This is a genomic window from Flavobacterium tiangeerense (genome assembly GCF_007830355.1).
GTDB lineage: Bacteria > Bacteroidota > Bacteroidia > Flavobacteriales > Flavobacteriaceae > Flavobacterium > Flavobacterium tiangeerense.
In genome coordinates this window covers 118,502-131,598 of sequence record NZ_VLKO01000007.1, presented here as the reverse complement: position 1 = coordinate 131,598, position 13,097 = coordinate 118,502, and the positions used below count along the sequence as shown (strand labels likewise).

The following is a 13,097-nucleotide window of genomic DNA, read 5'->3' as shown; positions in this document are numbered from 1 at the left end:
CAATAAACACGAATTTTTTACAGTTTTGAAAATTGATTTTCAAAATGTGCAAAGCGTTTGTCAAGATCCATAAGCAATTGTTTTTTTACAGCCTCTTCTTTAATAAAACTAAAGTTAATGCTGTTGTAAACGTATTGCTTGATGTCTTTGTACGTAACTTGATTGTATCTTTTGGCTAATAAAACATATTGCTCAGTCATATTTGTACGCAAAATACCAGCATCATCTGTGCTAATTACTATTGGAACACCAAATTTTTTATATAAAATAAACGGATGACGCTCTTCTTTAACTTTTAAAATAAATTCATTACTCACTAAATTGATTTCTATAGGAATATTTTTAGAAGCCATGTATTGTAATAATTTATAAGAGTCTTTTTCATAAGCTATATCCACTCCGTGACCTATTCTTTGGGCGCCAGCAGTTTTAATTGCTGCTTCAATATGCCATGTTAATTCTTCGGGTTGTACAAGCCCAAGAGTAAGTTCACCGGCGTGCATGGTATATTTTACATTGGGAAAACGAGAACTACAATATTTAAACATCATCATGTGCAAGCCATAATCTTTCATAGAGGTTTCTCCGTCTTCCGGAGAGACAATATTTACACCTGCCATCAATTTGCTCTCGTTTGCAGAGATAAATGCAATCACTATGTTTTTAAATAAATCAACAGGTTCCATAAAACGCAACACAAAATTTTGATAGCGCATGGTAAACTGTGCATCGTCAATTTTTAATTCGTTGTGTAATTTAGCAACAAAATTAGTATTGAAGTTTTTAGCATATAGTTCAGCATCTCTTTTTTGGTAAATGATAAAAAGAGAATCTAATGTTTTAAGTATTGCCTTTTCATCTTTGGCTGCAGCCAATTGTCTTAATCTTGAATCGAATTTTACTAAATCATCGGTTTGTAGCGTATTTGGAATTGTGGACAATTGCGTTTCAATATAACTTACATTTTCAGCTATAGCTCTTTTTTTAAGCTCTAATAATCCTGCAGCAAAATTACCTTGAATTGCCGGTTCGAATTTCATAAATGATTCAAAAAATAATTTATCCGAAGGATAATCTACATAGTTATAATCTTTAATAGACCATTTTTGCATTATTTTTTGTTTGTATGCATCCAGAGTACCATTTGCCTTGAGCGCAGAAAATAAGGACCAGTTTCCTGAATTTTCTTTTACTTTTCTCACGTCCATGGTTTCTGTGTTGAGGTAGAAATCCTCTTTTATAGCATGTTGCAATAAAGGCTCTGCATAAATTGATCCTGAAAAATGGTGGTGTAAATCTCCTCCTTTAGGCATTTGCGAAAAAAAAGCAGTGAGTTCTATTTCATTGTTTCTTATTTTTTCAAAGTAAGTATCAGCGTTTTGTGCGTAAACAGTGTTTAAGAGAAATGCAACTAATAGAGTATATACTAATTTCATATTTTTTAATTAAAGCTTAGGTAATGTCCTGACTTCCTGAAAAAGAAAATGGTTGAAGAAAGCCGTTCTTAAAAATGTTTCTATTTTTAAGGGAATATAATAGTTTGCAAAAATAAGCATTTTCATTATCTGTTTTGGCTACTGATAAAAAAGATTATTTTGAGCGCTTTATTGCAATTCAAAAACTAATTTTTCTAAAAAAGTATTGTTTAAATTTTTAGTCATTTTGCTTTTTTTCTTGTTGCAATTTTTAAAATAGTTTTTGTTAGATAAATAAGTTTCAATTCCACTTTTGAACTCATAAAGAGAAAATGAATACCCATTTATTTCATTTTTTTCAATGGTGTAATTTTTAGTTGTTTTGTCAAATGGAATAGTGTTTTTATAAATAACATTGTTTTTATAAATTGGTATTTCACCTTCATTTCCAGCACCTAGAATTACCATTTTTCTATTTTGGTTTAGTGAAAAGAAAAATACTTCTTCTTGACCAATCCTATACTCGGCCCATCTTGAAGCACAAGTCCAGTCTTTAAACTTTTGGATTCTAAAAATTTTGTATTTGGAGTTACCTTTATAAAACATCGAAAATTGAACAACGATATTATTTTTTTCAACGTTAATGATTGTACCATTACCAATAAATTCTGCATTATCAATTAATTCAGATAAAATTAACGGTCTATATTTTGCTTGGCAAACGGTGTTTAAAAACACAAGTAATAAAATAATTGTTGCTTTTTTCAAGGAGTAGTTTATTTAGATTTCATCATGGCTTCGGCTGCGAGTCTACCTGTTTTCATGGCAGCATTTATAGAGCCATTGAGTAAGTTATCTCCACAAATAAATACATTTTCGGATAATGTAAGTTCTTGACTAGATATATCATTTCGAACCGATTCTTGGTTGGGCAATGCATATTCTATTTGGTATGATTTAATCATCTTCCAAGATTTAACTTGATCACCATACCATTGTTTCAATTCTTGTTTCATGTTTTCCGCCAGTGTATTTTCGTTAATAGTTGGGATGCCATTGTAAGAAACAGAAATTAATATTTTGCCTTGTGGGGCATAGGCCTTAGACACATTGGTCATCACGGTCATGTTATTGACCCATTTTTTAAGAGTAGAAGCATTAAGAACAACAACTGCCTTGTTTGTGGGAGCTTTTTCAGCCACAAAGTACACATTGGTTACTTGCTGTGATTGCATTTTTTGATTAGGACAATGCGTTTGAGTTAGCGCATTTGCATTTGTAGCCAATAAAATTTGGTTGGCTTCAAATACTTTTCCATCATCAGTTATTACTGTATTGCTATCTATTTTTATTACTTTAGTATTAAATATTATACTGCCTTCAGGGAGCATTTTCACTAATTGTTTCGGAATTTCTTCCATTCCTAATTCAGGTACGGCAACATCACCATCAGAAAACATTTTCATCACAAAATCAAACATTCTGCTAGAAGTTTTTAATTCGTTTTCAAGAAAAATCCCGGATAGGAAGGGAGAATAAAATCGATTTATCATTTTTGAACTAAAACCATACTCTTTTAATTGTTGTAAAGTGGTTTGTTCTTTTTGTTCAAAAATTGCTTCAATACTTTGTTTTTGTAGTTTGTTTTTAAGCCACAATGTATTCAGCTTATCTTTTATAGTTCCCACGGGAGCAAATAATGTTGCTAGTGTTGCTGATGGTCTTCTAAAAGGATCAGCAATTTCAAAGCTTCCCTTGTCATAGATTACGGTGGTACCCGGAAGCATTTTTTTGAGATTTAAAGCTTTGTAATCCAGTAAAGCTCTCGTTTCTGGATAAGCAGTTAATAAAACCTGAAAACCTCGATCAAAAAGGAAACCGTCTTTTGAATCTGTTTTTATTCTTCCTCCTGCGCGTTCACTACTTTCTAAAATTAGTACTTTTCTACCTTGGCGGTGCAAATATACTGCTGCTGTTAATCCAGATAATCCAGCTCCTACAATAATAACGTCCTGTTTCATAGTATAAATTTAGACAAAAATAAATCATTTTTGCTGTTTTTTTGGCACTTCAATTTTGATGTTTTTTATTCGGAATAATCTAGGTCAGTGTCAAAAGTTTCTTTAAGTTTCCAAAGTGCTGTTAATGCAATAATTGAGAGTAATGTGCCAACAATCATTGCTGATTTTAAAATTTCACCATCAAATACGCTATCTCTAAATAAACTATAAATAAGTAATATAAGGGGTAGTGATCCTCTAACAAAGTTGGGTACTGTTGTAGTTACTGTTGCCCGAATATTAGTGCCAAACTGTTCTGCAGCAATTGTGACAAACAATACCCAGTATCCTACAGAGAAACCCATCAAAAAGCATAATGTGTAAAAAGTAATTGTTGTGATATTAAAAGCATTTAAGAAAATGAATACCATGATTAAATTTAAAAGTAAAAAAAGAGCCATTACTTTTTTTCTGCTTTTTAGCCATTGGCTTATTAATCCGCTGGCAATATCACCAAAAACGAGTCCGCCATAACACCAAGCAATAGCTTTACCAGCTGCAATAGTTTCGTATCCTTGTACTCCAAGTGCTTTTGCAAATTCTGGCGAAAAAGTAATTAGTACTCCGACCAAAAACCACAGCGGAACTCCAATAAGAATGCATTTCAGGTATTTATAAAATCTAGTTTTATTCGAAAACAAAGACAGGAAATCACCTTTTTTCTCGGTACTTTTATGTGCATCCTGAAACATTTTTGATTCTGAAATTTTAATTCTTAAAAAAAGAAGTAACAATCCTAAAATTCCACCTGCATAATAGCACAAGCGCCAATCTTGAAAAACTTGGTACACTAAATATGCAGCTACAGCTCCAGAAACTCCCACGGCTGCTACAATCATAGTACCATATCCTCTTTTTTCTTTAGGCAAACTTTCAGTAACTAAGGTAATCCCAGCGCCTAGTTCACCTGCAAGACCTATTCCTGCTATTAATCTCCAAAAAGCATATCCATCTACTGTGGTGACCATACCATTAGCAATATTTGCAACAGAATACATGATTATAGAGCCAAATAAAACAGAAATCCGACCTTTTTTATCACCAAGAATGCCCCAAAGGATTCCTCCAAAAAGCATCCCAAACATTTGCATGCTTATCAAATATTCACCTTGGTTACGAATGGCATCTCCTGTAATTCCTAGATCAATAAGGCTATCTGTACGAACAATTCCAAAAAGTAATAAGTCATAAATGTCTACAAAATAACCTAGGGCAGCCACGATAACAGCTGCATTTAGTATTCGGGTTGGTTTTTCTGCTGCCATCATAATTATTTTAATTTCAATTGCATTAATAAGTCAGTTTGTTGTTCTTCACCCATTAAAAATAGGTGTTTGTCAAATTCAATAAATCCATTTTTTCTATAGAATTGCAATGCTCTATGATTTTCCTCCCAAACGCCTAACCAAATGTAATTGACTTGCTTTTCATGACCCATTTGTAATGCAAAATCAAATAATTGTTGGCCAATATTTTTTCCGTGATAGGATTGTAATACATAAATTCTGTGTATTTCAATCGCATCCGTATCTTGTGGCTCTGTTTGAGCCTCGCCAGTGTTTAACTTGAGATAACCCACAACTTCATTATTCAAAATAGCGATGAAAAATTCCGATGAGGGATGTTTTAACTCTTTTGCTAATTGTTCAACATTTAATTTTTCTGTAATGTAAGAATTAATATTTTCGGGGGTATTGACAGCTGCGAATGTTTCAGTAAAGGTTTGTATGCTTATCTTTTGTAACAGCGAAAGGTCTTGTAATGTGGCTTTTTTTATTTGGATATTGTGCATAGAAATGGTTCTGGTTTTTACCAAAAATAAATAAAATAACCATTGATTTTTATAATCTATGACACTATTCGACAAATCAATTTAAAGATTCATGAAATCTAAATTTCAATTAGTACTTTTGGGATTACTAATATAAAAGCGTTCGAGAAGAATATTGTGTATGAAAATTGTGATATCGCCAGCTAAATCCTTAGATTTTGAGAAGAAATTGCCCGTTGAAACGTTTACCAAGTCTATTTTCTTAAAAGAGTCAGCTGAAATTCATTCAGTTTTAAAAGAAAAAAAACCAGCTGATTTATCAGTATTAATGAGCATATCAGATAAACTTGCAGATCTCAATTGGAAACGAAATCAAGAATGGAAAACTCCATTTACTCCTAAGAATGCTCGTCCAGCAGTATACACTTTTGATGGAGATGTGTACGTAGGATTGGATGTATTTACTCTTTCACCTTCAAAAATTGAAATTTTACAAGACAAATTACGCATACTATCTGGACTTTATGGCATATTAAAACCATTAGACTTAATGCAGGCGTATCGATTAGAAATGGGTACAAAATTACCTATTGGCGAAAGTAAAAATCTTTATGAGTTTTGGAAACCTTCCATTACTAAAGCTTTAAATAAGGAGCTAAAAGAAGGGGAGTTGTTTGTTAACTTAGCGAGTACCGAATACTTTTCGGCTGTTGATGTTAAGTCATTAAAAGTTCCGGTTATTACACCTGAGTTCAAAGATTATAAAAACGGCAAACTCAAGATTATTAGTTTTTTTGCTAAAAAAGCCCGCGGAATGATGGTTCGTTATATCATAGATACCAATGCAGAAACTATTGAGGATTTAAAAGGCTTTAATTATGATGGATATCAATTTGATGCCACAGAGTCAAAAGGAAATAACTTGGTTTTTACCAGATAGAAAATAAAAAAACCGTTAATATCGATTAACGGTTTTTTTTATGTTAATGCATAGCATCAGCAGGATTTATTTTATTTTTTCCCTTTTTAATCAAAAGGATAAATGGAATACATAACAAGAACAAAGCTCCTAAGTACAAGAAAATATCCATGTAAGATAGCACTGAACTTTGAACCATGACTTTATATTCTATTGCTTTATAGGCTTTTGCCAATGCTTCATTTTCGGGATAACCTTTTGACATGAAACCCAGTTTAAGCTGCTGTACTGTTTTTTGTACTTCAAAAGATGTTTTGTCTAAGTGTGCTATTAAATTTACTCGATGTTCTTGATTGAATCGAGCAATAAACGTGGTTATAATTGCAATACCAAAAGATCCTCCTAGCTGGCGCATCATTCCTGTAAAAGCGGCCCCTTCACCAATGCTTTTTCCTTTTAAAGTAGATAGAGAAAGTGTAGATATGGGTACAAATAATAATCCTAAACCTATTCCTCTAAGAATTAGTGGCCAATACAGGTGTTCTTCCCCAGAGTCTGGAGTGATCACACTTTGCATCCAAAAAGTAAAAAAGAAAAACATTAAAAATCCGACAGCTACCATATAAGCTTGTGGAACTCCCCGCTGAATCATTTTACCAATGAACGGCATCATAATTCCTGTAGTTATAGAGCTTGGAATTAGTAATAGGCCCGCATCTAAAGCACTCCACCCTAAAACGGATTGTGTATAAATAGGGATTATAAAGGTAGAACCATACAAACCAAATCCTAAAATAAAGCACATAATTGTTCCCACCCTAAGATTAGTGTCTTTTAAAACTCTCAGGTTTACTATGGGGTGTTCATAAGTAAGCTCCCTCCATATAAAAAGAACTAACCCAAAAACAGTAACTACACTAAGGGTTATAATTGTAATATTATTGAACCAGTCATCTTGCTGCCCATGTTCAAGAACGTACTGTAAGGAACCTATAAAAGCGGTTAATAAAAAGATGCCCCACCAGTCTACCTGGCTTGCTTTTAATTTTTTACCGTATTTAGGACTTTTTACAAATGATAGTGTCAATAATGTAGCAATAATTCCTATCGGTATATTGATGTAAAAAATATACGGCCAAGAAAAATGATCAACAATATATCCACCAAGCGGCGGTCCTAGTGTAGGTCCTACAATGACGCCCATACCGTATATCGCTTGAGCCATTCCACGTTTTGCAACAGGATAACTTTCTGTAATGATGGTTTGTGCTGTAACTAATAAGGCACCTCCACCCAATCCTTGAATGAATCTAAAAGCAACGAGTTCCCATATATTACTGGCATTTCCACATAAAAAGGATGAAACCGTAAATATAATTATAGAAACTGCAAAATAATTTCTACGACCAAATTGCTGTGACAACCAGCTCGTCATCGGGATCACAATAACATTTGCAATTGCATAAGCCGTTATTACCCAAGCCACATCTGTAAGTGATGCACCTAAGCTTCCACGCATGTTGTTTAAAGCTACATTTACAATTGTGGTATCTACAATTTCCAGCATGGCACAAAGTACTGCTGTAATTGTTATAATGACACGCCTAAAACCGTATTCTACTAAATCATCTTCTCCCGATTCAACCATTTTATTACTAAGTGTAAACTATCATTAGAGTTAAAGTTTTTCGTTTTATAAGTTCAGATTAAGCATTTTAAGATGCTTAATCTATTCTAACATCAACATCTACATTCATACCAGGTCGTAATAATTTTATTTTCTCGGCATCATTTGTTGGGTCTAAACTGATTTTAACTGGTAATCTTTGAATTGTTTTTACAAAATTCCCTGTTGCATTATCTGGCGGAAGCAAAGAAAATCGTGAACCTGTAGCAGGTGAAAAGGAAGTTAAAGTCCCTTGGAAATCATAATCGGGATAAGCATCAACTTTTACAGTAACTTTTTGTCCCACTACCATTTTGTTAAGCTGAGTTTCTTTAAAATTTGCAACTACCCATGCTTCATTATTATTGATGATGTAAAATAAAGATTGTCCAGGTTGTACTAGTTGTCCTGGTTGAATGTCAATTTTTGATACTTGTCCATCAATTGCTGCCGTGATAACAGTGTAAGATAAGTTTAGCTTAGCTGCATCAACCAATGCTCTTGCGCGCTTAATATTGGCAGCGGCTACTTCAGTTTGTTTATTAGATACTTTTGATTTTGCTACAATTACTGATTTTTGAAAAGCACTAGCTCTTTCTTGTTGTTGTAAAACGCGTACTTGATTTTCGGCTTCAAGTTTTGCAGCAAGCGCTTGCTCATATTGTTGCTTAGTTATTGAGTGGCTTTTATATAAGTTTTCATAACGAATGTAGTCACTGTTAACTCTTCCTAATCTAATTTTCGCCGTTTCTATATTTCCACCTGCAAACAATACATTGGCATCTGATACAGATATACTTGCTAATGCACTACCAATATCTGCTTTAGAAACTTCAAAGTTGCCCTCTGCACCTATAAGTGCCGCTGTTGCTTCATCGATTTTTAATAAATAATCTCTTTTATCAATTGTAAAAAGGGTGTCTCCTTTTTTGACAAAATCGTTGTCTTTGATGTACACTTTATCCACATATCCTGAAACTCTAGGAATAATAGGATTCATCTTTTTCTCAATTTGGGCATCATCTGTTTCTTCATGTGCTAGGGAATGCATGTACTTGAAGGTACCGTATGTACCACCCAAAACTACCAATGCTACTAGGATAATTATAAATTTTGTATTTGTTTTTTTCTTTTCCATGGTAGTATTTTATTTATGAGCGAGATTGAATGATTGTGATAATTGACCTGTAACCGAGAGTAACTCGTAATATTTTTGAATACTATTGGCTTTCGCCAAAGCTTTATTAATTTTTGAATTGAGTTGCTCTACATCAGCTTCAAGCAAATCATTTGTGTCAGATAGTCCGTTGTCATACTTATCTTTGACAATCCGATAATTTTCTGTAGCTTGCTCTTGTGCTTCCTCATAAACTACAGTTTGTTTTAAAGCAAGATCATAGTCCTCTATTGCTTTTTTGACTTGTGTCCGAATGTAATCGGTTAAAATTGCTTCGTTATTTTGCACTTCTATAACTTTATTTTCAGCAATTTTCACCAAGGTTCCGTTTTTCAAAAGCATACTTAAATCATACGAAATTCCTACGCCTACATTCATAGCATTTTGAACTGTTATGACATTGCTTAAGTCTAGTGCGGTATATCCACCTACAAGCGCTATGGTAGGGTAGTAGGAGCCTTTGGATATTTTTACACTTGTTTCACTAGCTTTACCTTGATGCTGTAACGCTTTTAAATCTTTTCTGTTTTCTAAGGCTGGTAATTCATTAGTAGGCACATTTGTCATTTGAAAATCAGCAAAATCAGCTTCTCTAATTTCAAGTTGTGTTTCGGGATTTAATTTTAACAGCGTAGTTAAATAAAAATTGATTGTTTTTAAGTTGTTTGTGGTCTCATCGAGTGATAACTGAATTTTTGAAACTTGTAATTTTGATTTCAGTAAGTCATTTCGAGGAATTATACCGTTTTTTTCAAGTTCAATAAAATCTTTAACTCTTTGTTTGGCACTTTTTTGATTTTCCTTTAAAATTTCAATTGTTTTTTGTGCTTTGTATAAATTTGCATAATACTCAATAACACGCAAAGCAATTTCCTCTTTGGTTTGTTCTGCATTTGCCATTTCTGCCTGGTACAAATAGTCCTGAGCTTTAATGCTATTTTGGAGTTTAAAGCCTGCAAAAACCGGAACAGTAGCATTCAATTGTCCTACCATCAATTGATTGACAACGGGCATTTGTTGTGGATCACTACTTTGATTTAACTTAAAATTGATACCGGCATTTGCCAAGCGTTGGTATTGTCCTGAAAGTTTTAAATCTGGATATTGATTGTTTTTAGTAGCTTGTAACTCGAGTTTTTTTGTTTTGATTTTAGTGTTAGCTAAAGTAATCTCATTACTTTTACTCCAAGCCATGTCTATTGCTTCCGTAAGCGTAAGACTTGTTTTCTGTTGTGCTTCTACAGCTGAAATTCCAATGAAGAAAATCCCAAAGAGCATGAATTTACTAGCTTTCATATATTAGCAAGGCTTTTATTGTTTGTTGAATGTGATTAGTCAAATTGGTCTTTATGTAATTGTTATATAAATCCTCTGTTTTTAAATTCAATAAATTCTCAAAAAAAGGTTTGTTCATGTGGAAATGAAAAAAAGTTCCTAAAATAGTTGGAGTTATAAGAGGTATAATAACATCTTTCCTAAAAATTCCTTTTTTTTGTCCTTCTTCAATAATCAATTCTAGGGATTTTAAATTTCCTTTTCTAAGTTCAGAGAATGCTTGAATGTTTTGTTCTCTTTTTTTAGATGTAAATTCAAAATGTAAAATGCGATAAATTCCCTTATTTAGGTTAATCCTATCAATGTAAAGGGCTATTAATTTGTTTATTTTTTCCAGAGGTTCTATTTCTTCTTGAAGGAGTTTCTCCAATTGGAGTTTTAAATCTGAAGTGCGATAGACAATTAATGATTCAAGCAAACGTTCTTTGGAACCAAAATAATAGGAAACCATAGCCACATTGATCTGGGCTAGTTTAGCAATGTTCCGTATTGAGGTACCGTCAAATCCTTTTTCTGAGAATAGAGTTTCTGCAACTTCTAGGATTTGAATTTGTTTGTCATTAAAATTACTTTTCAAACGAATCTTTTTTTTGATTTAGCAAAATTAAACATGTGTTTAATTTAAACAGTTGTTTAATTATTTTTTAACTTTTATTTAACAATATTTTTAAATCTGTAAATTAACTATTAACTTAAATTTATGAACGTTCATTCTTTTTTTTGAATACTTTTGTACAATATTATAGTTCGAGTTGGTTTGAACAAGAAATAGAATATGGCACAGCTACAAAAAAGTATAGATAAACGTACGGCATTATTAAAAGCTACCTTGCAGCTTGTCAACAGTGGTGGTATTCAAGGAGCATCAATGGCTAAAATTGCGAAAGCTGCTTCCATATCTCCTGCAACCATTTATCTTTTTTTTAGTAGTAAACAGGAATTGTTAAACCAGTTGTATCTTTCTGTTAAGTCAAGTTTTACTCAAGCCGCTTTTGTCAATTATGCCGAGGATATCTCTTTAGAAAAAAGATTCAAAACGATTTGGCACCAAATGGTACATTATAAATTAAAACATCCAGAGGAAGCATCATTTTTGTCACAATGTGATAATACCCCTATGATTGATGATCAAACAAGGCAAGAGGGGTTGCTCTTTTTGGCTCCACTTTTTGATTTATGGAAAGAAGGAATAAGTAAGGGAGTCATCAAGAATAGTTCGCCATACTTATTGTATGCCCATTCCATATATCCTATGGCGTTCTTAATGAATATAAATAGTAAAGATTTGTGTACTGCGGATGAAAATATTTTAAACGAAAGTTTCCAGATGGCCTGGGATAGCATCAAAGCTTAAAAAATAAATAAATTTAATATACTAAATATAACATGGAATTAATAGACAAATTAAAATGGAGATATGCTGCAAAAGCAATGAATGGTGAAAAGGTTTCACAAGAAAAATTAGATACTATTCTTGAAGCCGCAATTCTAGCACCTACATCAAGTGGTTTACAGCCTTTTGAGATTATGGTAGTTACTAATCAAGAGATTAAAGAAAAGATAAGAGTTATAGGATGGAACCAATCGGTGATTACAGATTGTTCACATTTGCTTGTTTTTGCTGCTTGGGACACATATACTGCAGAGCGTATCAATACCATGTTTGATCTTACAAATGAGATTCGTGGTTTTAAAAATGAAGGATTTGAAAATTACAGACAAATGCTTTTAAGCAGTTATCCGCAAAAAGATCCAGAAGTTAACTTTCAACATGCAGCTAGACAAGCGTATATTGCTTTTTCTATGGCCATTGCAGCGGCTGCTTTTGAAGGGGTAGATACCACACCAATTGAAGGTTTTGATCCTGATGCTCTTGATGAAATTTTAGGTTTAAGAGAAAAAGGCTTAAGAAGTTGTGTTATACTTCCTGTAGGATACCGCGATGCTAAAAACGATTGGTTATCAGACTTAGTAAAAGTTAGAAAGAGTAAATCAGATTTAGTTACTTTTATTGACTAGTTCTAAGAAAATAATCTTTTAAAAAATCTCTCCTACTTGGAGAGATTTTTTTGTTTAGGATGTAAAATGATTTTTCAATTAGAATGTAATTTGTGAATATCTATTTGAAAAAAAAGGTTGTTTTTTTTCTTTAAAATTTATCTTTGGCATCCTAAAAAATAATTGAAATGAGTAATATTTGGTACGAATGCAAAGTAAAATATAGAAAAACAGACGAGACTGGTGGTCAAAAAATTACTACCGAGCCTTATCTTGTAGATGCTCTATCGTATACAGAAGCCGAAAGTAGAATCAATGAAGAAATGGCAGCATATATTAGTGAAGAATTTAAAATCACCAATATTAAAGTAGCCAATTATGCTGAAATTCACCCTTTTGAAAATGCAGACAGGTGGTTCCGTTCTAAAATTTCACTAATTGCTTATGATGAAGAAAGCGGAAAGGAACGCAAAACAAATATGTATGTCTTAGTGCAAGCCAATGATGTAAGAGAAGCGTACGATAATACGATAACGATCATGAAAGGAACCATGGGTGATTACACCATTCCTGCTGTATCTGAGTCAGCTATTATGGATGTTTTTCCTTATTTCAGTGGTGATGAAGGTGAACTTGAGCAATTAGAACGATTTAATGCCTTAAAAGCTTCAAAACCAGATATCACTCCAGAAATAGAAGATCACATGGAATTTGTAGACGAAGTAGAGGAAGAAACTATAGCATAATTGGAAGCTT

General features: G+C 32.8%; 13 protein-coding genes. 4 read left to right on the top strand and 9 right to left on the bottom strand.

Translation table 11 applies throughout. The features are described 5' to 3' along the window. Positions 1 to 17: 17 nt before the first annotated feature. The 5 genes from IQ05_RS09405 to IQ05_RS09385 all read right to left on the bottom strand — a co-directional run bounded on the left by IQ05_RS09405 (position 18) and on the right by IQ05_RS09385 (position 5,267). Positions 18 to 1,436, bottom strand: a complete 1,419-nt coding sequence (locus tag IQ05_RS09405) for an amidohydrolase family protein (RefSeq protein WP_144892325.1) — start codon at positions 1,434 to 1,436, stop codon at positions 18 to 20. Positions 1,437 to 1,604: 168 nt separating this feature from the next. Then, positions 1,605 to 2,183 (bottom strand): hypothetical protein, encoded by a 579-nt coding sequence (locus IQ05_RS09400; RefSeq protein WP_144892323.1) that lies wholly within the window; start codon positions 2,181 to 2,183, stop codon positions 1,605 to 1,607. An 8-nt stretch (positions 2,184 to 2,191) separates the two neighbouring features. After that, positions 2,192 to 3,436, bottom strand: a complete 1,245-nt coding sequence (locus IQ05_RS09395; RefSeq protein WP_144892321.1) for an NAD(P)/FAD-dependent oxidoreductase — start codon at positions 3,434 to 3,436, stop codon at positions 2,192 to 2,194. 65 nt (positions 3,437 to 3,501) lie between these two features. Beyond that, positions 3,502 to 4,740, bottom strand: coding sequence for an MFS transporter (locus tag IQ05_RS09390; protein WP_244289557.1), 1,239 nt, complete (start codon positions 4,738 to 4,740; stop codon positions 3,502 to 3,504). Positions 4,741 to 4,745: 5 nt separating this feature from the next. Then, on the bottom strand, positions 4,746 to 5,267 hold the full coding sequence (locus tag IQ05_RS09385) for a GNAT family N-acetyltransferase (protein ID WP_144892317.1): 522 nt from the start codon (positions 5,265 to 5,267) through the stop codon (positions 4,746 to 4,748). A 160-nt stretch (positions 5,268 to 5,427) separates the two neighbouring features. Between IQ05_RS09385 and yaaA the strand changes: the two genes are divergently transcribed. After that, the gene (gene yaaA / locus IQ05_RS09380; RefSeq protein ID WP_144892315.1) at positions 5,428 to 6,186 is read left to right on the top strand and encodes a peroxide stress protein YaaA; all 759 of its coding nucleotides are present in this window, start codon (positions 5,428 to 5,430) and stop codon (positions 6,184 to 6,186) included. Between the two features lie 43 nt (positions 6,187 to 6,229). Here the strand turns inward: yaaA and IQ05_RS09375 are convergent, their stop codons facing one another. The 4 genes from IQ05_RS09375 to IQ05_RS09360 form a co-directional block, all read right to left on the bottom strand. Then, positions 6,230 to 7,813, bottom strand: coding sequence for a DHA2 family efflux MFS transporter permease subunit (locus tag IQ05_RS09375; protein ID WP_144892313.1), 1,584 nt, complete (start codon positions 7,811 to 7,813; stop codon positions 6,230 to 6,232). A 76-nt stretch (positions 7,814 to 7,889) separates the two neighbouring features. Beyond that, positions 7,890 to 8,969 (bottom strand): HlyD family secretion protein, encoded by a 1,080-nt coding sequence (locus tag IQ05_RS09370; protein WP_144892311.1) that lies wholly within the window; start codon positions 8,967 to 8,969, stop codon positions 7,890 to 7,892. A 9-nt stretch (positions 8,970 to 8,978) separates the two neighbouring features. Beyond that, positions 8,979 to 10,304 (bottom strand): TolC family protein, encoded by a 1,326-nt coding sequence (locus tag IQ05_RS09365; protein ID WP_144892309.1) that lies wholly within the window; start codon positions 10,302 to 10,304, stop codon positions 8,979 to 8,981. Continuing rightward, a complete protein-coding gene (locus tag IQ05_RS09360; protein ID WP_394345201.1) occupies positions 10,294 to 10,920 on the bottom strand; it encodes a TetR/AcrR family transcriptional regulator in 627 nt (208 codons plus the stop codon). Before IQ05_RS09360 ends, IQ05_RS09365 begins: the two co-directional genes overlap by 11 nt. A 198-nt stretch (positions 10,921 to 11,118) precedes the next feature. On the opposite strand from IQ05_RS09360, the gene IQ05_RS09355 reads away from it, so the two are divergent. The 3 genes from IQ05_RS09355 (at position 11,119) to IQ05_RS09345 (ending at position 13,087) form a co-directional block, all read left to right on the top strand. Then, complete coding sequence (locus IQ05_RS09355) at positions 11,119 to 11,697, top strand: TetR/AcrR family transcriptional regulator (RefSeq protein ID WP_144892305.1); 579 nt, start codon at positions 11,119 to 11,121, stop codon at positions 11,695 to 11,697. A 32-nt stretch (positions 11,698 to 11,729) separates the two neighbouring features. Then, positions 11,730 to 12,362, top strand: coding sequence for a nitroreductase family protein (locus IQ05_RS09350; RefSeq protein WP_144892303.1), 633 nt, complete (start codon positions 11,730 to 11,732; stop codon positions 12,360 to 12,362). A 167-nt stretch (positions 12,363 to 12,529) separates the two neighbouring features. Beyond that, positions 12,530 to 13,087 carry a DUF4494 domain-containing protein gene (locus tag IQ05_RS09345; protein ID WP_144892301.1) on the top strand — a complete coding sequence of 186 codons (558 nt, stop codon included), beginning with the start codon at positions 12,530 to 12,532 and terminating at the stop codon, positions 13,085 to 13,087. Positions 13,088 to 13,097 lie beyond the last annotated feature (10 nt).

Coding starts and splice junctions, on each gene's coding strand:
- IQ05_RS09395 (WP_144892321.1), bottom strand. CDS start 3,436: ATGAAACAGGACGTTATTATTGTAGGAGCTGGATTATCTGGATTAACA.
- IQ05_RS09390 (WP_244289557.1), bottom strand. CDS start 4,740: ATGGCAGCAGAAAAACCAACCCGAATACTAAATGCAGCTGTTATCGTG.
- IQ05_RS09350 (WP_144892303.1), top strand. CDS start 11,730: ATGGAATTAATAGACAAATTAAAATGGAGATATGCTGCAAAAGCAATG.
- yaaA (WP_144892315.1), top strand. CDS start 5,428: ATGAAAATTGTGATATCGCCAGCTAAATCCTTAGATTTTGAGAAGAAA.
- IQ05_RS09385 (WP_144892317.1), bottom strand. CDS start 5,267: ATGCACAATATCCAAATAAAAAAAGCCACATTACAAGACCTTTCGCTG.
- IQ05_RS09365 (WP_144892309.1), bottom strand. CDS start 10,304: ATGAAAGCTAGTAAATTCATGCTCTTTGGGATTTTCTTCATTGGAATT.
- IQ05_RS09405 (WP_144892325.1), bottom strand. CDS start 1,436: ATGAAATTAGTATATACTCTATTAGTTGCATTTCTCTTAAACACTGTT.
- IQ05_RS09345 (WP_144892301.1), top strand. CDS start 12,530: ATGAGTAATATTTGGTACGAATGCAAAGTAAAATATAGAAAAACAGAC.
- IQ05_RS09355 (WP_144892305.1), top strand. CDS start 11,119: ATGGCACAGCTACAAAAAAGTATAGATAAACGTACGGCATTATTAAAA.
- IQ05_RS09370 (WP_144892311.1), bottom strand. CDS start 8,969: ATGGAAAAGAAAAAAACAAATACAAAATTTATAATTATCCTAGTAGCA.
- IQ05_RS09375 (WP_144892313.1), bottom strand. CDS start 7,813: ATGGTTGAATCGGGAGAAGATGATTTAGTAGAATACGGTTTTAGGCGT.